At 59.5% G+C, this 16,680-nt stretch carries 17 protein-coding genes; 8 read left to right on the forward strand and 9 right to left on the reverse strand.

Annotation, left to right across the window (positions count from 1 at the left end; genetic code table 11):
• Window positions 1–290: 290 nt before the first annotated feature.
• Window positions 291–1,850 (reverse strand): sigma-54-dependent transcriptional regulator, encoded by a 1,560-nt coding sequence (locus ACA044_RS22215; RefSeq protein ID WP_497443290.1) that lies wholly within the window; start codon window positions 1,848–1,850, stop codon window positions 291–293.
• Window positions 1,851–2,304: 454 nt separating this feature from the next.
• On the opposite strand from ACA044_RS22215, the gene phhA reads away from it, so the two are divergent.
• The 6 genes from phhA (at window position 2,305) to ACA044_RS22245 (ending at window position 6,725) form a co-directional block, all read left to right on the forward strand.
• Window positions 2,305–3,090 (forward strand): phenylalanine 4-monooxygenase, encoded by a 786-nt coding sequence (gene phhA / locus ACA044_RS22220; RefSeq protein WP_497443291.1) that lies wholly within the window; start codon window positions 2,305–2,307, stop codon window positions 3,088–3,090.
• 105 nt (window positions 3,091–3,195) lie between these two features.
• A complete protein-coding gene (locus ACA044_RS22225) occupies window positions 3,196–3,552 on the forward strand; it encodes a 4a-hydroxytetrahydrobiopterin dehydratase (RefSeq protein WP_497443292.1) in 357 nt (118 codons plus the stop codon).
• Window positions 3,552–4,745 carry an amino acid aminotransferase gene (locus ACA044_RS22230; protein ID WP_497443293.1) on the forward strand — a complete coding sequence of 398 codons (1,194 nt, stop codon included), beginning with the start codon at window positions 3,552–3,554 and terminating at the stop codon, window positions 4,743–4,745. Before ACA044_RS22225 ends, ACA044_RS22230 begins: the two co-directional genes overlap by 1 nt.
• A gap of 278 nt (window positions 4,746–5,023) precedes the next feature.
• Complete coding sequence (locus ACA044_RS22235) at window positions 5,024–5,155, forward strand: hypothetical protein (protein WP_497443294.1); 132 nt, start codon at window positions 5,024–5,026, stop codon at window positions 5,153–5,155.
• A 74-nt stretch (window positions 5,156–5,229) separates the two neighbouring features.
• Window positions 5,230–5,424: a hypothetical protein gene (locus tag ACA044_RS22240; protein WP_489348917.1), complete on the forward strand. Its 195-nt coding sequence runs from the start codon at window positions 5,230–5,232 to the stop codon at window positions 5,422–5,424.
• 101 nt (window positions 5,425–5,525) lie between these two features.
• The gene (locus tag ACA044_RS22245) at window positions 5,526–6,725 is read left to right on the forward strand and encodes an MFS transporter (protein ID WP_497443295.1); all 1,200 of its coding nucleotides are present in this window, start codon (window positions 5,526–5,528) and stop codon (window positions 6,723–6,725) included.
• Here the strand turns inward: ACA044_RS22245 and arfB are convergent.
• From arfB to ACA044_RS22260, 3 genes are all read right to left on the reverse strand, one after another.
• Entirely contained in the window at window positions 6,722–7,135 is a 414-nt protein-coding gene (gene arfB, locus ACA044_RS22250; RefSeq protein WP_008010994.1) for an alternative ribosome rescue aminoacyl-tRNA hydrolase ArfB, read from the reverse strand. The genes ACA044_RS22245 and arfB overlap by 4 nt on opposite strands.
• A 22-nt stretch (window positions 7,136–7,157) precedes the next feature.
• Entirely contained in the window at window positions 7,158–7,853 is a 696-nt protein-coding gene (locus tag ACA044_RS22255) for a pentapeptide repeat-containing protein (RefSeq protein ID WP_497443296.1), read from the reverse strand.
• 134 nt (window positions 7,854–7,987) lie between these two features.
• Window positions 7,988–9,409, reverse strand: a complete 1,422-nt coding sequence (locus tag ACA044_RS22260; protein ID WP_497443297.1) for an amino acid permease — start codon at window positions 9,407–9,409, stop codon at window positions 7,988–7,990.
• A 966-nt stretch (window positions 9,410–10,375) separates the two neighbouring features.
• Between ACA044_RS22260 and ACA044_RS22265 the strand changes: the two genes are divergently transcribed.
• Together ACA044_RS22265 and ACA044_RS22270 are read left to right on the forward strand one after the other, a co-directional pair.
• Window positions 10,376–10,513 carry a hypothetical protein gene (locus tag ACA044_RS22265; protein ID WP_007938535.1) on the forward strand — a complete coding sequence of 46 codons (138 nt, stop codon included), beginning with the start codon at window positions 10,376–10,378 and terminating at the stop codon, window positions 10,511–10,513.
• A 67-nt stretch (window positions 10,514–10,580) separates the two neighbouring features.
• Window positions 10,581–11,546, forward strand: coding sequence for a leucyl aminopeptidase (locus tag ACA044_RS22270; protein WP_497443298.1), 966 nt, complete (start codon window positions 10,581–10,583; stop codon window positions 11,544–11,546).
• A gap of 201 nt (window positions 11,547–11,747) precedes the next feature.
• On the opposite strand, the gene rluB is transcribed toward ACA044_RS22270, so the two are convergent.
• From rluB to ACA044_RS22295, 5 genes are all read right to left on the reverse strand, one after another.
• On the reverse strand, window positions 11,748–13,013 hold the full coding sequence (gene rluB / locus ACA044_RS22275) for a 23S rRNA pseudouridine(2605) synthase RluB (protein ID WP_497443299.1): 1,266 nt from the start codon (window positions 13,011–13,013) through the stop codon (window positions 11,748–11,750).
• A gap of 334 nt (window positions 13,014–13,347) precedes the next feature.
• Window positions 13,348–14,334: an SMC-Scp complex subunit ScpB gene (scpB, locus tag ACA044_RS22280; RefSeq protein WP_497443300.1), complete on the reverse strand. Its 987-nt coding sequence runs from the start codon at window positions 14,332–14,334 to the stop codon at window positions 13,348–13,350.
• An 11-nt stretch (window positions 14,335–14,345) separates the two neighbouring features.
• Window positions 14,346–15,164, reverse strand: a complete 819-nt coding sequence (locus tag ACA044_RS22285; protein WP_497443301.1) for a segregation and condensation protein A — start codon at window positions 15,162–15,164, stop codon at window positions 14,346–14,348.
• Window positions 15,165–15,794 (reverse strand): L-threonylcarbamoyladenylate synthase, encoded by a 630-nt coding sequence (locus ACA044_RS22290; RefSeq protein WP_497443302.1) that lies wholly within the window; start codon window positions 15,792–15,794, stop codon window positions 15,165–15,167.
• A 13-nt stretch (window positions 15,795–15,807) separates the two neighbouring features.
• Window positions 15,808–16,671 (reverse strand): PHP domain-containing protein, encoded by an 864-nt coding sequence (locus tag ACA044_RS22295; RefSeq protein ID WP_497443303.1) that lies wholly within the window; start codon window positions 16,669–16,671, stop codon window positions 15,808–15,810.
• Window positions 16,672–16,680 lie beyond the last annotated feature (9 nt).

Consider the following 16,680-nt stretch of genomic DNA (forward strand, 5'->3'; position numbering starts at 1 on the left):
AGACCAACTTTTTTCTGGCGGCGCCGGGCCCGGCAAACAAAGGACTTGAGGGATTCAGAGGGGACTGGGGGAATGTATCGAAGACGAAAAACCGGCGGTGTTATGCCGGTAGGTGGCAAGAGCCGGCCTTCATGACCGACTCAGTTCCCTGTGGCGAGGGAGCTTGCTCCCGCTCGGGCGCGAAGCGGCCGCAAAACCATCCTGCGCGATCTGCCTGCAATAATTCGGTTGTCATTTTTGGGGCTGCTGCGCAGCCCAGCGGGAGCAAGCTCCCTCGCCACAAAAGCTGCTTAGCCCGGCTCTTTGCCGACTTCGTACTCACGCAACTTATTGGCAATGGTCGTATGCGAAACCCCCAACCGTTTACCCAATTGCCGACTGCTCGGATGCTCGGAATACAAGCGTTCCAGCACCGCTTTTTCAAAGCGCCCGACAATCTCGTCCAACCCGCCCTCAAGGGAAAAATCGCCAAGCGGCTGACGCACGCCGTAATCCGGAAGACGAATGTGCTCGGCTTTGACGGTCCCCCCCTCACACAGAGAAACCGCCTGGAACAGTACGTTTTCCAACTGCCGCACATTACCCGGCCAGCGGTAGTGACTGAGCCGCTCCATCGCGGCCGGGGCCAGTTTCGGCAACGGACAACCTATCTGTCGACTGGCCTGATCAAGAAAGTGCTCCACCAGCGGCGCCAATCCGTCGAGGCATTCGCGCAGCGGCGGGATGTGCAGTGAGAGCACGTTCAAGCGATGGTACAAATCCTGGCGAAACTCACCGCGAGCACACAACTCGGACAAGTCCACCTGGGTCGCGCAGATCACCCGCACATCCAGATAGACCTCCTCATCGCTGCCCACACGACGGAAGCAACCGTCCTGCAGAAAGCGCAGCAATTTCACCTGCAAGCGCGGGCTCATTTCACCGACGCCATCGAGAAACAACGTACCGCCCGCCGTCAATTCCAACAGCCCGAGCTTGCCTTCGGCCCGCGCCCCTTCGAAGGCGCCGGGGCCGTAGCCGAACAATTCAGTCTCGGCCATGGACTCCGGCAGACCGGCGCAGTTGAGCGCCATCAGTGGTGATTGCCCACGCGGGCTCGCCAGATGACAGGCCCGCGCCAACAATTCCTTGCCGGTGCCGGTTTCACCTTCTATCAATAGAGGTGCATCCAGCGGCGCCATGCGTCGTGCCTCGCGAACCACCGCCGCCATCACTTTCGAGCTCTGGAAAATGCTGTCGAACCCACGCAACTCCTGCTTGCGCACGTTATAAATGCGCTCGCCCACCCGGTCCGCCCGGTGCAGCGTCAACACCGCACCGGCCATGGCTTCGCTGTCGTCATGTTCCGATTGCAACGGCGCGATGTCGGCAAGAAACACGTCGCCCTTGACCTTCACCCGCAAGCCGTTGATCCGTGACTTGTTGGCGCGTACCAGCTCCGGCAAATCGAAATCCTCGGCGTACCGCGACAGCGGAATCCCCGGCACCTCATCCACCCGCACGCCGAGCAACTGCGCCGCCGCACGGTTGGCCGCGACGATGGAGCCGCCCATGTCGATCGACAGCACCGGAAACTCCAGGGCACCGAGCAAGGCATTGAGCTCCATGTGCCGACGCTCGCTGGGCATCAGTCCTACGCGCTTGACGCCGAATACCCCGGCAATGGACTCGAACTTCGGGCGCAGCGCCTGGAATTGAATGTTGATCAGGTTCGGGCAGTGCAGATAGATCGCATTGCCGTGCTCACCGCCCACCTCGCCGCGGGCGACGTTAATCCCGTACTCGACCAGCAGGTTGAGAATGTCGCGCAGGATTCCGATGCGGTTCTGGCAGTGGACTTTGATACGCATATAAAGGCCCGAAAAAGCGGTGAGTGAGGTTGATGCCGAGCGCACAACCTGTGGGAGCGGGCCTGTGGCGAGGGGGCTTGCCCCCGTTTGAGTGCGCAGCACTCACAAGATCTTTGGTGCATCAGAGATTTTGGGGCTGCTTCGCAGCCCAACGGGGGCAAGCCCCCTCACCACAGCCCGCTCCCACAGGGGTATTTGCACTGCCCTCGGACGGATTTTTTTGCCGAGCGGCTCAGTTAGTCGTCAAGATTATGTGACACCCGTGAGCCATTTCAAACCCGGAAATATCAATACTTGCGCCATAGCGGCCAATCCGTAACGAATACTTTACGAAAAGCAGAGATTTTTCCTGCTCGCAACGCGGATCATCTGCAGCAACATCGCACGCCTTGGGGTATTTCTAGGTCTATAGCTGTACACACAACAAGAACGAATCCCCTAGCAGGAGAGCAGCATGAAGCAGACGCAATACGTGGCTCGCGAGCCCGATGCGCAAGGTTTTATCGACTACCCCGCCGAAGAACACGCGGTGTGGAACACGCTGATCACTCGCCAACTGAAGGTGGTCGAGGGCCGTGCGTGCCAGGAATACCTGGACGGTATCGAAAAACTCGGTCTGCCCCACGACCGCATTCCGCAACTCGGTGAAATCAACAAGGTCCTCGGTGAAACCACCGGCTGGCAGGTTGCCCGAGTGCCCGCACTGATTCCCTTCCAGACCTTTTTCGAATTGCTGGCGAACAAGCAGTTTCCGGTGGCGACCTTTATTCGTACCCGCGAAGAGCTGGATTACCTGCAAGAACCGGATATTTTCCACGAGATCTTTGGCCACTGTCCGCTGCTGACCAACCCCTGGTTCGCCGAATTCACCCACACCTACGGCAAACTCGGCCTCCAGGCTTCCAAGGAAGAGCGCGTGTACCTGGCGCGCCTGTACTGGATGACCATCGAGTTTGGCCTGGTCGATACGCCACAAGGCCTGCGCATCTACGGCGGCGGCATTCTGTCCTCGCCGAAAGAGACCGTTTACTGCCTGTCGAACGAGCCGGAGCATCAAGCCTTCGATCCGCTGGAATGCATGCGCACGCCGTACCGCATCGACATTCTGCAGCCACTGTACTTTGCGCTGCCGAACCTCAAGCACCTGTTCGATCTGGCCCACGAAGACATCATGGGCATGGTCAAGCAAGGTATGCAGTTGGGGTTGCACACACCGAAATTTCCGCCAAAAGCCGCGTGACCTGCGTCTTTTGGCATCAAGTGAGTCTGTTACGGATCGCCGCTATGCTTTAGCGTGATCCCACTGACGACCGTTTTTCAAAACACTCGATTTCAGGAACACATCATGTCCACATTGAACCAAGCCCATTGCGAAGCCTGCCAAGCCGGCGCCCCTCAGGTCAGCGACGAAGAACTGCCGATCCTGATCAAGCAGATTCCTGACTGGAACATCGAAGTACGCGACGGTGTGATGCAGCTGGAAAAAGTTTTCCTGTTCAAGAACTTCAAACACGCGCTGGCGTTCACCAACGCCGTCGGTGAAATCTCCGAGGCCGAAGGTCATCACCCGGGCCTGCTGACCGAGTGGGGCAAAGTCACCGTGACCTGGTGGAGCCACTCCATCAAGGGTCTGCACCGCAACGACTTCATCATGGCCGCGCGCACCGACGAAGTGGCCAAGAACGCCGAGGGCCGCAAATAATGCATTTCGACGCCATCGGCCGAGTGCCCGGCGACCCGATTCTCGGCCTGATGGAGGCCTATGCGCAGGACCCTGCCCCGCGCAAATTCGACCTCGGCGTGGGTGTCTATAAAGATGCCCAGGGCCTGACGCCAATCCTCGAAGCGGTGAAGCTCGCCGAGCAGCGCCTGGTGGATCGCCAAGCCACCAAGACCTACATCAGTGGTCACGGCGATGCGGCGTTCGGCAAGCTCATCAACGCGTTGGTGCTTGGCGCCGATTCGGCGCTGATCGCCGAACAACGGGCCGGCGCCACTCAAACGCCGGGCGGCACCGGCGCGCTGCGTTTGAGTGCCGACTTCATCGCCCAGTGCCTTCCGGGCCGTGGCGTGTGGTTAAGCAACCCGACCTGGCCGATTCACGAAACCATTTTCGCGGCGGCCGGGGTCAAGGTCAGTCACTACCCGTATGTGGGCAGCGATAACCGTCTCGATGTGGAAGCGATGCTGGCGGTGCTCAATGAAGCACCCAAGGGCGATGTGGTGCTGTTGCACGCCTGCTGCCACAACCCGACCGGTTTCGACCTATCCCATGACGATTGGCGTCAGGTGCTCGACGTGGTGCGCAGCCGCGATTTGCTACCGCTGATCGACTTCGCCTATCAGGGTTTTGGCGACGGCCTGGAGCAAGATGCCTGGTCGACCCGGTTGTTCGCCGCCGAGTTGCCGGAAGTGCTGATCACCAGTTCCTGCTCGAAGAACTTCGGCCTGTACCGCGACCGCATCGGCGCGTTGATTGTCTGCGCGAAAACCGCCGACAAACTGGTGGATATCCGCAGCCAACTGGCCAACATCGCCCGCAACCTGTGGTCGACGCCGCCGGACCATGGCGCCGCCGTGGTCGCGACCATCCTGGGCGATCCGGAGCTGAAAAGCCGCTGGGCCGACGACGTGGAAGCCATGCGCTTGCGCATCGCCCAGCTGCGTAGCGGTCTGGTCGAAGCGCTTGAACCCCATGGCTTGCGCGAGCGATTTGCGCACATCGGTGTGCAACGCGGGATGTTTTCCTACACCGGTTTGTCGCCGGAGCAGGTCAAACAGCTGCGCGAGCGTCACAGCGTTTATATGGTCAGCTCAGGCCGGGTGAACGTTGCCGGGATTGATGCGACGCGCCTGGATTTGCTGGCCGAGGCCATCGCTAACGTCTGCAAATAACCATCGAGCACTGCAAGTCCCCCTGTGGGAGCGAGCCTGCTCGCGATAGCGGTTTTTCAGTCACATTAATGTTGAATGTGCCACCGCTATCGCGAGCAGGCTCGCTCCCACATTTGTTTTGTGTCGCCCCCTCTTGCTGACCTGTCTAGACAATCCCATCCGTCGCAACAATTGGATATAAAAGCCTATTTGTCATTTCTCCTGCTGTATCCTGCCCAGGCTTTTTTAAAAGCGCGGATCTACCAGATCTATCCACAGACTTAGCGAGGAGCGCGAACATGCACGAGATCCCTAATCTCCCCTTCCCAAGCCTGCACGAAACTGAGCAGACAACCACGCAACAAGCCGGTGCCCAACAGCCCGAGCCGAAAGAAGCCCCTGAACGCCGCCAGGCCGACAGCGAAGACTGATACAACCGCACGACCAGACCGTGTGGAAAGCGCTAATATGCGCTTTCCACACCGCCTGAACCTTGAGCTTTCCCATGACCGATGAATCCAGCGTCACATTCAACGAAGCTCAGGCCAGCGTCCTGATCGGCACTGCCGAGAAGATGATCGATATCTGGAATCGCCTTTCTCCCGAGAAACAAGCGGCTTTACTCGCCCGTTTCGGCAGCGAAGAAAACGCCCTGGCCGCCCTGGTCACGACGCAATTGGTTGCCCCCGCAAAATCCTGATTACGCCGTCCGGCAAATAGTTTTACTTTTCCACGACCCGCGACCGCCACGCCGCTATCATAAGCAGCCTATCTATCCTGCTGCCCCGTGGATTTTTACCCATGTCAGAAACCCAGCGCCCCCTGGCGGTCACGCTGCAAGTCGTTTCCATCGTCCTGTTCACTTTCATCGGTTACCTGAATATCGGCATTCCCCTGGCTGTATTGCCGGGCTACGTCCACAGCGACCTCGGCTTCGGCGCGGTGATCGCCGGGCTGGTGATCAGCGTGCAGTACCTTGCCACCCTGCTCAGCCGTCCTTATGCCGGGAAAATCATCGACAACAAGGGCAGCAAACTGGCGGTGATGTATGGCCTTGCCGGCTGTGGCTTGAGCGGTGTGTTCATGCTGATTTCGGCCTGGACCCAGAGCTTGCCGACGTTGAGTTTGATCAGCCTGTTAGTTGGCCGACTGGTGCTCGGCAGCGCAGAAAGCCTGGTCGGCTCCGGTTCGATCGGCTGGGGCATCGGCCGGGTCGGGGCGGCGAACACCGCCAAGGTCATCTCCTGGAACGGCATCGCCAGTTACGGTGCGTTGGCGGTCGGCGCACCGCTGGGGGTGCTGCTGGTGAGTCAATTGGGTTTGTGGAGCATGGGCGTAAGCATCGTGTTGCTGGCCGTTCTGGGTCTGGCGCTGGCCTGGCCGAAAACCGCCGCACCGATCGTCGCCGGCGAACGCCTGCCGTTCATGCATGTGCTGGGGCGCGTGTTGCCCCACGGCTGCGGTCTGGCCTTGGGTTCCATCGGCTTTGGCACCATCGCGACCTTCATCACCCTGTATTACGCCACTCAGCAGTGGTCCAACGCGGTGCTGTGCCTGAGCCTGTTCGGCGCCAGTTTCATTGGCGCGCGATTGCTATTCGGTAACCTGATCAATCGCCTCGGCGGCTTTCGCGTGGCAATTGCCTGCCTCTCGGTGGAAACCCTCGGGTTGCTGCTGCTGTGGCTGGCACCGGATGCTCATTGGGCACTGGCCGGCGCGGCACTGAGCGGTTTCGGTTTCTCGCTGGTGTTCCCGGCCTTGGGCGTGGAAGCGGTCAACCTGGTGCCCGCTTCCAGCCGTGGCGCGGCGGTCGGGGCTTATTCGCTGTTCATCGATTTGTCGCTGGGGATTACCGGTCCGCTGGCGGGTGCGATTGCGGCAGGTTTCGGTTTTGCCTCGATCTTCCTGTTCGCCGCCCTCGCCGCGCTAAGTGGCTTGATGCTGAGCGTTTACCTGTACCGGCAAGCGCCAAAGTATCGGGAAGAGCGCGACACTCGCTAGAAGTCGACCTTGCCACGCCCGGCCTTGATGCTGCCGCGCTTGGTCTTGGATTCGAGCCGACGCTTCTTTGAACCGAGAGTCGGCTTGGTCGGACGACGTTTCTTTTCCACTTTAGTAGCGCTGAGGATCAATTCGGTCAGCCGCTCCAGCGCATCGGCGCGATTGGCTTCCTGCGTGCGGTACTGCTGGGCCTTGATGATCAACACACCTTCGCTGGTGATGCGACTGTCGCGCAGCGCCAGCAGCCGCTCCTTGTAGAACTCGGGCAAGGACGAGGCCGGAATGTCGAAGCGCAGGTGCACGGCGCTGGAGACCTTGTTGACGTTCTGCCCACCGGCGCCCTGGGCGCGAATGGCCGTCAACTCGATCTCGGCATCCGGCAGATGCACGTTGTTGGAAATCACCAGCATGCCAAACCTTCCCTCGGGTTGCTCAAGCAACGGATAAACCCAGCTCCGACAACAGCATTGAAGCTTGCGCACGGGAAATCACCGCGCCTTTGAACAGTTTGGCATCATTGAGGCGAAAACCACTCAGGTCCGCGCCGCGCAGATCCGCACCGGCGAAGGTCGCCCCGTTGATACGGGCGTGCGCCAAGCTGCAGTCGACGAACTCCGCCTTGCGAAAATCCGCATCACTCAAGTCCGCGTCGGAAAAATCCAGCCCGCTCAAGGTGCTCCGGGCAAACGACAGCCCCGGAAGGAATGCACTATTGAGGCGGGTCTCGGTGAATGACAAGCCAAGGCTTGAGCAATGACTGAAGTTGGCCCCCGTCAGCTTGCAGCCGTTGAAACTGACCTGCGCCAACTTCGCGCGCTGCCAGCGAGTGTTGTTCAGGTCGCAGTTGCTGAACACCGCTTCCAGCAGATGGGCCGCCTCGAATATCCCGTGACCTCCCCGACAGCCCTTCCACGTCGTCCCTTCCAGACGCGCGCCGAGGAAATTGCTGCGCAGCAACATGCAGCGCTGGAATTCGCAGTGGTCCAGCACCAGCCGAGACAGGTCGATATCGGTAAAGTCGACGCCGATGAAGCGCAACGGCCGCTTGTGCTGTTCAATCAGCGCTTGTACGTCTTGGCGTCCAAGGCTCGCTTCTTCGATGTCGTAATGTATTGGCGCGTCGCCCATGCCGTGTTCCTCCGTTGAATTGACGAGGGCCAGTCTATAGTCACTCCGCATAAGACCGCAGACAAAAAAACCGGCTTTTCAGACTGTGTAAAAAAGCAGTCTGAGAAGCCGGTTTTTTTGTTGTAGGCATTTGCCTACTTGATGGCAGAGCCGACTACATCGACGGACGCCTGATCACGTCGCTTGGTCTTGATGCCGTAGCAGACCCACATGAACGCGACCCACACCGGAATCGCGTACACCGAGACCTGGATGCCCGGGATCAGCAGCATCACGCCAAGGATGAACACCACGAACGCCAGGCAAACATAGTTGCCGTACGGGTACCACAGGGCCTTGAACAACGGCGTCTGTTTGGTCTTGTCCATGTGCTGACGGAACTTGAAGTGCGAGAAGCTGATCATCGCCCAGTTGATCACCAGGGTCGCAACCACCAGCGACATCAACAGCTCCAGCGCATGTTGCGGAACCAGGTAGTTCAGCAGCACCGCGACCAGGGTCACGGCAGCCGACGCCAGAATCGAACGCACCGGCACGCCACGCTTGTCGATCTTCGACAGGGCCTTTGGCGCATCGCCCTGCTCGGCCATGCCCAACAACATACGGCTATTGCAGTAAGTGCCGCTGTTGTACACCGACAGCGCCGCGGTCAGGACCACGAAGTTGAGGATGTGCGCGGCCGTGTTGCTGCCGAGCATCGAAAACACTTGCACAAACGGGCTACCGCTGTAGGCATCGCCGGACGCGTTCAGCGTCGTCAACAGGCTGTCCCAAGGGGTCAGCGACAGCAGGACCACCAGCGCACCGATGTAGAAAATCAGGATCCGGTAGATCACCTGGTTGATAGCTTTCGGGATCACGGTTTTCGGCTTGTCGGCTTCAGCGGCAGTGAAACCGAGCATTTCCAGGCCACCGAAGGAGAACATGATGATCGCCATGGCCATCACCAATCCGCTGACGCCGTTCGGGAAAAAGCCGCCATGGGACCACAGGTTGGTCACCGAAGCTTGCGGGCCGCCGTGGCCGCTGACCAGCAGGTAGCTGCCCAGGGCAATCATGCCGACAATCGCCACGACCTTGATGATCGCGAACCAGAACTCGGCTTCACCGAAGACTTTGACGTTGGCGAGGTTAATCAGGTTGATCAGCACGAAGAACCCGGCTGCCGATACCCAGGTTGGAATGTCCGGCGCCCAGTAGTGGATGTATTTGCCGACGGCGGTCAGCTCCGACATGCCCACCAGAATGTACAGAATCCAGCAGTTCCAGCCCGACAGGAAACCGGCGAAACCGCCCCAGTATTTGTGGGCGAAGTGGCTGAAGGAGCCGGCCACTGGCTCTTCGACGATCATTTCGCCCAGCTGGCGCATGATCAGGAAAGCAATGAAGCCGCAAATGGCGTAGCCGAGGATCATCGACGGGCCGGCGGATTTGAGCACGCCGGCCGAGCCGAGGAACAGCCCGGTACCGATCGCGCCACCGAGGGCGATCAGTTGAATATGGCGATTTTTCAGGCCGCGTTTAAGCTCGCCTGAATGCGAGTTTTGTCCACTCATGAAAAGGGTCTCACGCAAGGTTTGATGATGTTCAGTAGACGTTGCTGCTTGGTTGCGATTTCAAGCAGCGCCGATCAAACCCCAGCGCAGGCACCAGGAGTTCAGCGTTTTTACGACAGTCATGCGTCACCTGTTTGTTTTTATCTGTGACGAAATCGAACCCGACACGCTCGTGACGCGGCGGAGTGAGCAAGGCGGATAGCCTTGAGGTTTGCGCTGTTGCGCAGAGGGTCACAGTTAAAACGCGGCGCATTGTACACCTGTAACCCCCTGCTGCCAGACACCGCTGGATCAGCGCGTCGCTTGCCGGGATTGCCTGTGTCCGCCCCGAGAGTCTCGGGCGGCTGCAAAAATTGAGTCAGACCTTTGCAGGTCATCGATGGGGGCGGCGGAAAAATCGCCCTTGGATGAGGGATGGAGATGAGTCACGGCGTTCATTGCGCCTCCTTCTTGTTATGCACCTGCACGACAGGCATGGGGCGCATCTCACCCTTCATCCGATGCTGAAACAAGCGCGCCAGAGCCCTTGGATGCCAGCAACTCGCCCGCGGGCGGCAGGTTTTCCTTACAGGGCTTTCCCTCGCGGCATTCCACGGGCTTTGAGAGGGCTTTTCGTCAGGTTTTATTTACAAAGCGTAACGCAAACTTTCCAAATCAGATCCAAAGACACGTTGACTGTAAACTGACGATAGGAAGCTTGCTAAGGAAATACCCGACTTAGTTTTCTGTTTTCTGTTTTCTGTTTTCTGTTTTCTATTAAGAAATTGGCTTTCGAAAAATGGAATAAATAGTTCAAATGAAAATTGTTTGATTATTTTTTTGCATTCCAAAAAGCTCTGAACTAGGTTTCAGCGACATGCCGAGTCGCATCGACCGGCAAATTGACGCGCTCTTCAACGAGTGAAAAGCACGCCGCTGTTCTTACCGAAGCTGTTCTTACCGAAGAAGGCATCTAGGAGATTCACCATGCAAGCACTGGACAAAGACTTGGACACTGAACTGCAACTGGACGATTGGTTTGAAGCACCGACCCACGAGGCCGCCGTTGAAATGATGCAAGCCGACGCGGTTGTTCCGTTCGGCACGGCGATGTGGCCTCTGTAAGACATCCCGGCAGGCACGATCCGGCCGGTCGTGCCCGCCACTTTCTCGGTTTGTCAGGGAGGACTACATGGATAAGCAGCGCGCCATCTCGCATTTCCTTTACTACCTCGAACATCACCCTGCCGTTGCCGGTATCAACCCCGCGAAGGTCTTGCTCGGCCATACCGCTGATTATGAGGCACACACCTGCGCCATCGCCGAACAGGCCGGTAACAGCCGACGCTTCAGCTTCAGCGCGATGCGTCTGGACCTCGAACCCACCGAATTGCTGGCCCAGGCCATTGCCGACAGCGATCTGTACATTTTCTTCTACGACTCTTCCACCCTGCCCAACCCGCGCCCCGACGGCCCGGACTTTGTCCGCGCGCTGCAAGGCGTGATGGCGCAGAACTGGAAGAAGTCGCTGCTGTTCAAGGATTACGGCGATTACTTCTACGACACCTTCATTGTCACCCCGCAGCGGATTGCCGGGTTGAACAGCCACTTGATCCAGCGCATGTCCCACGCCACCACCCTGAGCTTCAAAGATGATCATGGCTCGTGGTTCGAAACACCCTTTAGCAGTATCAAGAAGTGGACCGACATCAACGGTGTCGGCAACTTCGATCTGGCGCCCGGCGAGATTGCCACCCATAGCGAGGCCATAAATGGGCGGGTGAAGTTTATGGGGACTTTCCTCGGCACGATTCCGTTTGCCCGCAAGTACGGCGTATTGGCGTCACCGCTGGAGTTGTGGATCGAGAACTCGACCATCAGCAAAATCGCCACTGATGTGCCAGGGCTGGAACATGACTTCAACAAGTACCTGGACGCCAACCCATCCAATCGCCGAATCGAAGAGTTGGGGATCGGCACCAACGAAGGCGTGAAAGATTTGTATGCGCGCAATGCCGGGTTCGAAGAGCGCCATTGCGGCTTGCACCTTGGACTGGGCGGTGGCGCCAAGGGTAGCCATCATTTGGATCTGATTTTTTCTGGCGGCGTGTTGGCGCTGGATGATGAGCCGGTGTTTGATAGGCGGTTTTTGTTTTAACCCGGGATTTTGCGGTGATGCGGCTGACGTCTTCGCGAGCAAGCCCGCTCCCACAGGTGACCGAGTTCTCTCGGGAGATTGCGATCAAATGTGGAAGCGGGCTTGCTCGCGAAGACAGACTCACAAACACCACATCACTAAAACCAGACCCCAAAAAAACGCCATCCCGAGGGATGGCGTTTTTCATGGGCCGCTTACCGATTACTCAGGCTTGCGACGACCAAAGCCCGGACGCTGGCCGGAGCCGGCTGGTGCGCCGCGGCGTTTGCCCGATGGCGTGTCACGGTCGACCAGCACGATGCCTGGGCGTTTCTTGGGCGCCGGCTTGGCCGGGCGCTTGGTGTCGGCCGGGCGGTCTGCCACGGGCGTACCGCGACCGGCAGGCGCGCCACGATCGCTACGACCACCGGACGGAGCGCCACGGCCTTCGCCACGCTCAGTACGACCGTTGGCCGGACGTGGCGTGCGTGGGCCGCGCTCGCCGTCCTGACGTGGCGCTGGTTTGCGGGCCGGGCGTTCGCCTTCGATCTGCGGCTCGCGGGCTGGACGCGGACCGGCCGCCGGGGCACCAGCAGCTGGACGCAGAGTCCGTACGCGTTCGGTCTTGCCCACCGGACGGGACGACTTGCGTTGCATACGCTCGAGCTTGTCTTTGCTCTTGGCGTTCATCTGCGGCATCGCCACCGGCGTCAGGCCGACTTCAGCACTCAGAATATCGACTTCGTACTGGCTCATTTCGCGCCAGCGGCCCATCGGCAGGTCGGAGTTGAGGAATACCGGACCGAACCGCACGCGCTTCAGGCGGCTGACCACCAGGCCCTGGGATTCCCACAGGCGACGAACTTCGCGGTTGCGACCTTCCATCACCACGCAGTGGTACCAGTGGTTGAACCCTTCGCCACCCGGAGCCTGCTTGATGTCGGTGAATTTGGCCGGGCCGTCTTCGAGTACCACGCCTGCCTTCAGGCGTTCGATCATCTCGTCATCGACTTCGCCACGTACACGTACCGCGTATTCACGGTCCATTTCATAGGAAGGATGCATCAGGCGGTTGGCCAACTCACCGTCGGTGGTGAACATCAAGAGACCGGTGGTGTTGATGTCCAGACGACCGATGTTGATCCAGCGACCTTCTTTGGGGCGCGGCATCTTGTCGAACACGGTAGGACGGCCTTCCGGGTCGTCACGGGTGCAGATTTCACCGTCGGGCTTGTTGTACATGATCACGCGGCGTACCGACTCGGCGGCTTCTTCGCGCTTGATCACCTTGCCATCGATGGTGATGGCGTCATGCAGGTCGACGCGCAGGCCGAGGGTGGCGTCTTTGCCATTGACCTTGATGCGGCCATGGCTGATCCAGGCTTCTACGTCACGGCGCGAGCCGACGCCGATACGGGCGAGGACTTTCTGCAGTTTTTCACCTGCTGGGCCGATTTCCTGGTCGTCTTTCTGGTCGTTGATACTCATCTGGGCACCTCCCGGTGTGGTCTGTTCAGGCTTGCCTGAAGCATTGAAAGCTGGGTCCTCGGGCGAAGGGATCGCCAAAGGGTCGCGAATCATACGCTCATGACGACGTTCGCGCATCAGAGACTAGCGGATCAATGAAGACTTACTTGATTTTCCGCCGACCGGTGGCACCGAGTTCGATCAACCGCAGTCAATACTCCAGTCAACTCAACACCCTGTGGGAGCGGGCTTGCCCGCGATTGCGGTGGGTCAGGCAGCAATGATGTTGACTGACACTCCCTCTTCGCGCGCAAGCCCGCTCCCACAGGGATTCCCGTTGCCCGCAGGATTTGGGTCAATCTTCGAACTGACGACGCTCAGCCTCGATTGCTTCTGCCAGAGCCTTGGCTTCGGCTTCTTCGTCGGTCAACTCGGGCTCGGGTTTCGACTGTTCGAGAGCGGCGACGGCGGCCAGGAGTTTTTCCCGCGCTTGGGCGACGCCAAGTACGTCATCCTCCAGCTCTTCTTCGACTGGGGCTTCGGGCTCGACTTGAAGTTCAACTTCGATTTCAGGCTCAGGCTCAGGCTCAGGTTGAACAAGATCGTCTTCGGTCCCGGTCAACTCGCCATCGCGCAGCAAATCATCAAAGTCGGTCTTGAGCCCCTCTTCCATGGTGTCCAGTTCCAGCAGCAACGTATGGAAACTGGTTTCTTCCTTCGGCTCCTCCGGCTCGGCGCTGGCATCCGCCAGTTCTTGCAACCCGGCCGGCACCGGCGCGTCATCGAACTCGAGCATCGGCTCGGGCTCCAGCTCGCGCAGTTCGGCCAGCGGGGGCAAGTCGTCGAGGTTCTTCAGGTTGAAGTGATCGAGAAACGCCTTGGTGGTGGCGAACATCGCCGGTTTGCCGGGCACGTCGCGGTAACCGACGATGCGAATCCATTCACGCTCCAGCAGGGTTTTCACAATGTGGCTGTTGACCGCCACGCCGCGCACGTCTTCGATCTCGCCCCGGGTGATCGGCTGGCGATAGGCGATCAGGGCCATGGTCTCGAGCATGGCCCGGGAATAGCGTTGCGGCCGCTCTTCCCACAAACGTCCTACCCACGGCGCGAACTTTTCGCGGATTTGCAGGCGATACCCGGAGGCGACTTCCTTCAACTCGAAAGCTCGGCCATCGCAGGACTTGGCCAGAATCGTCAGCGCTTTCTTGAAAACCGCTGGCTCCGGTCGCTCGCCTTCTTCGAAGAGTTCGAACAGGCGTTCAAGGGATTGAGGCTTTCCCGAGGCCAACAGAAAGGCTTCAAGCAGTGGTGCCAGCTCGCGGGGTTCAGTCAGGTTCATGATTCAACTCGTTATTCGGCTCGGGCTCGCACGTGGATCGCCGCGAACGGCTCATTCTGCACCAGCTCGACCAAGGATTCCTTGACCAGTTCGAGGATCGCCATAAAGGTCACCACCACCCCCAGGCGCCCTTCCTCAGCGGTGAACAGCTCGACAAAGGGCACAAAACCACCGCCCTTGAGCCGTTCCAGCACATCGCTCATACGCTCGCGGGTGGACAATGCCTCGCGACTGACCTGGTGGCTTTCGAACATGTCGCCACGGCGCAAGACCTCGGCCATGGACATCAGCAACTCTTCCAGGCTCACATCTGGCAACAGCTTGCGCGCCCGGGCTTCCGGGGCATCGAGCCTGGGCACCACCACGTCGCGACCGACGCGGCTCAGGCCATCGATGCCTTCGGCAGCAGCCTTGAAGCGCTCGTATTCCTGCAAGCGGCGAATCAGTTCGGCGCGAGGGTCGTCTTCTTCGTCTTCGATCGTTTCGGCCCGCGGCAGCAGCATCCGCGACTTGATCTCGGCCAGCATCGCAGCCATCACCAGGTACTCGGCGGCCAGCTCCAGGCGCACCGACTGCATCAACTCGACATACCCCATGTACTGCCGGGTGATTTCCGCCACCGGGATGTCGAGGATGTTGATGTTCTGTTTGCGGATCAGGTACAGCAACAGGTCGAGCGGGCCTTCGAAGGCTTCAAGAAAGACTTCGAGTGCATCCGGCGGGATGTACAGGTCCAGCGGCATTTCCATGACCGCCTGGCCATAGACCATGGCGAAAGGCAGCTCTTGCTGGGCGCCGGCCTGGCTGTCGACGGGTTCTACTGCAGACATCTACGCCTCGACCATGAAGGGCGCGGGGTCGCCGCAACCGACGCGGATGACTTCCGGCTCGCCGTCGGCGAGGCTGATCACAGTGGACGCCTTGATCCCGCCGAAACCGCCGTCGATGATCAGGTCCACCTGATGCTCGAGCAACTGGCGCATTTCGTAAGGATCGCTCAACGGGTCGGTGTCGCCGGGCATGATCAGGGTCACGCTCATCAGCGGTTCGCCGAGTTCTTCCAGCAGCGCCAAGGCAATCGGATGGCTCGGCACGCGCAGGCCGATGGTGCGTTTTTTCGGGTGCAGCAACAGCCGCGGGACTTCGCGGGTGGCGTTGAGAATGAAGGTGTATGGCCCAGGCAAGTGAGCCTTGAGCAAGCGGAAGGTGCCGGTGTCGATCTTGGCAAACAGCCCCAACTGCGACAGGTCGCTGCAAATCAGCGCGAAGTTGTGCTTCTCATCCAGCTGACGCAGCCGGCGCACGCGCTCCACGGCGTTCTTGTCGCCGATCTGGCAACCAATGGCGTAGGACGAGTCTGTGGGGTAAATCACCACCCCGCCTTTGCGGATGATCTCGACAGCCTGTTTGATCAGGCGCGCTTGCGGGTTTTCCGGATGAATCTGGAAAAATTGACTCACATTCTCTACCTGTTCAGACGGCGGCAATAATTGGGTCATGTTTGAATCGACACCACAGTGGCGGCAGATCCTCCGGAAGCGGGCGATATTCACCGATCTCGGACCAGCCTCCAGGGCCATGAAAATCACTGCCGGCGCTGACCAGCAGACCAAACTCGCGGGCAAGAATCGCCAGGCTGCCCACCTGTTCGGCAGGCTGGTGGCCATTGACCACTTCTATTGCGTGGCCCCCTGCTTGAATATAGTCGGCAATCAGGCGGCGACGTTTGCTGCGAGTGAAATCGTAGTGCCAAGGATGCGCCAGGCTGACCCAGGCACCCGCGGCGCGCAGGGTTTCAACAGTATCTTCCAGGGTCGGCCAGTGCTGTTTAACGTCCCCCAGCTTGCCGGCGCCCAACCATTTGCGGAACGCTTCGGCGCGATCCTTGACGAAACCTTCGCGCACCATCCAGTCGGCGAAGTGCGGACGGGCCGGCGCGTTGCCGCTGTCGCCCAGTTCCTGCTGCATGGCCCGGGCACCGTCAAGCGCCCCCGGCATGCCTTTCAACGCCAACTTGCGGCTTATTTCTTCGGACCGTAGCCAGCGGCCATCGTGCAATTTTGCGATGGCCTCGACCAATGGAGCGGCATTGACATCGAAACCATAGCCCAGCACGTGAATGGTCGCCCCGCCCCAAGTGCAGGATAATTCGACGCCATTAACCAGTTGCATCCCCAGCGCCGTCGCGGCGCTACGGGCCTCATCGAGGCCTTCGAGGGTGTCGTGATCGGTCAAGGCCAGGACTCGCACGCCTTTCTCGAACGCACGCGCAACCAGTACCGCAGGCGCCAGGGCGCCATCGGAGGCCGTGCTATGGCAGTGCAAATCAACATTCACAGGACTGTG

The organism is Pseudomonas sp. LBUM1673 (genome assembly GCF_059695645.1).

Bases quoted from the DNA above. Each gene is read 5' to 3' on its own strand.
- ACA044_RS22215 (WP_497443290.1), bottom strand. From the start codon at position 1,850: ATGCGTATCAAAGTCCACTGCCAGAACCGCATCGGAATCCTGCGCGAC.
- phhA (WP_497443291.1), top strand. From the start codon at position 2,305: ATGAAGCAGACGCAATACGTGGCTCGCGAGCCCGATGCGCAAGGTTTT.
- ACA044_RS22225 (WP_497443292.1), top strand. From the start codon at position 3,196: ATGTCCACATTGAACCAAGCCCATTGCGAAGCCTGCCAAGCCGGCGCC.
- ACA044_RS22230 (WP_497443293.1), top strand. From the start codon at position 3,552: ATGCATTTCGACGCCATCGGCCGAGTGCCCGGCGACCCGATTCTCGGC.
- ACA044_RS22235 (WP_497443294.1), top strand. From the start codon at position 5,024: ATGCACGAGATCCCTAATCTCCCCTTCCCAAGCCTGCACGAAACTGAG.
- ACA044_RS22240 (WP_489348917.1), top strand. From the start codon at position 5,230: ATGACCGATGAATCCAGCGTCACATTCAACGAAGCTCAGGCCAGCGTC.
- ACA044_RS22245 (WP_497443295.1), top strand. From the start codon at position 5,526: ATGTCAGAAACCCAGCGCCCCCTGGCGGTCACGCTGCAAGTCGTTTCC.
- arfB (WP_008010994.1), bottom strand. From the start codon at position 7,135: ATGCTGGTGATTTCCAACAACGTGCATCTGCCGGATGCCGAGATCGAG.
- ACA044_RS22255 (WP_497443296.1), bottom strand. From the start codon at position 7,853: ATGGGCGACGCGCCAATACATTACGACATCGAAGAAGCGAGCCTTGGA.
- ACA044_RS22260 (WP_497443297.1), bottom strand. From the start codon at position 9,409: ATGAGTGGACAAAACTCGCATTCAGGCGAGCTTAAACGCGGCCTGAAA.
- ACA044_RS22265 (WP_007938535.1), top strand. From the start codon at position 10,376: ATGCAAGCACTGGACAAAGACTTGGACACTGAACTGCAACTGGACGAT.
- ACA044_RS22270 (WP_497443298.1), top strand. From the start codon at position 10,581: ATGGATAAGCAGCGCGCCATCTCGCATTTCCTTTACTACCTCGAACAT.
- rluB (WP_497443299.1), bottom strand. From the start codon at position 13,013: ATGAGTATCAACGACCAGAAAGACGACCAGGAAATCGGCCCAGCAGGT.
- scpB (WP_497443300.1), bottom strand. From the start codon at position 14,334: ATGAACCTGACTGAACCCCGCGAGCTGGCACCACTGCTTGAAGCCTTT.
- ACA044_RS22285 (WP_497443301.1), bottom strand. From the start codon at position 15,164: ATGTCTGCAGTAGAACCCGTCGACAGCCAGGCCGGCGCCCAGCAAGAG.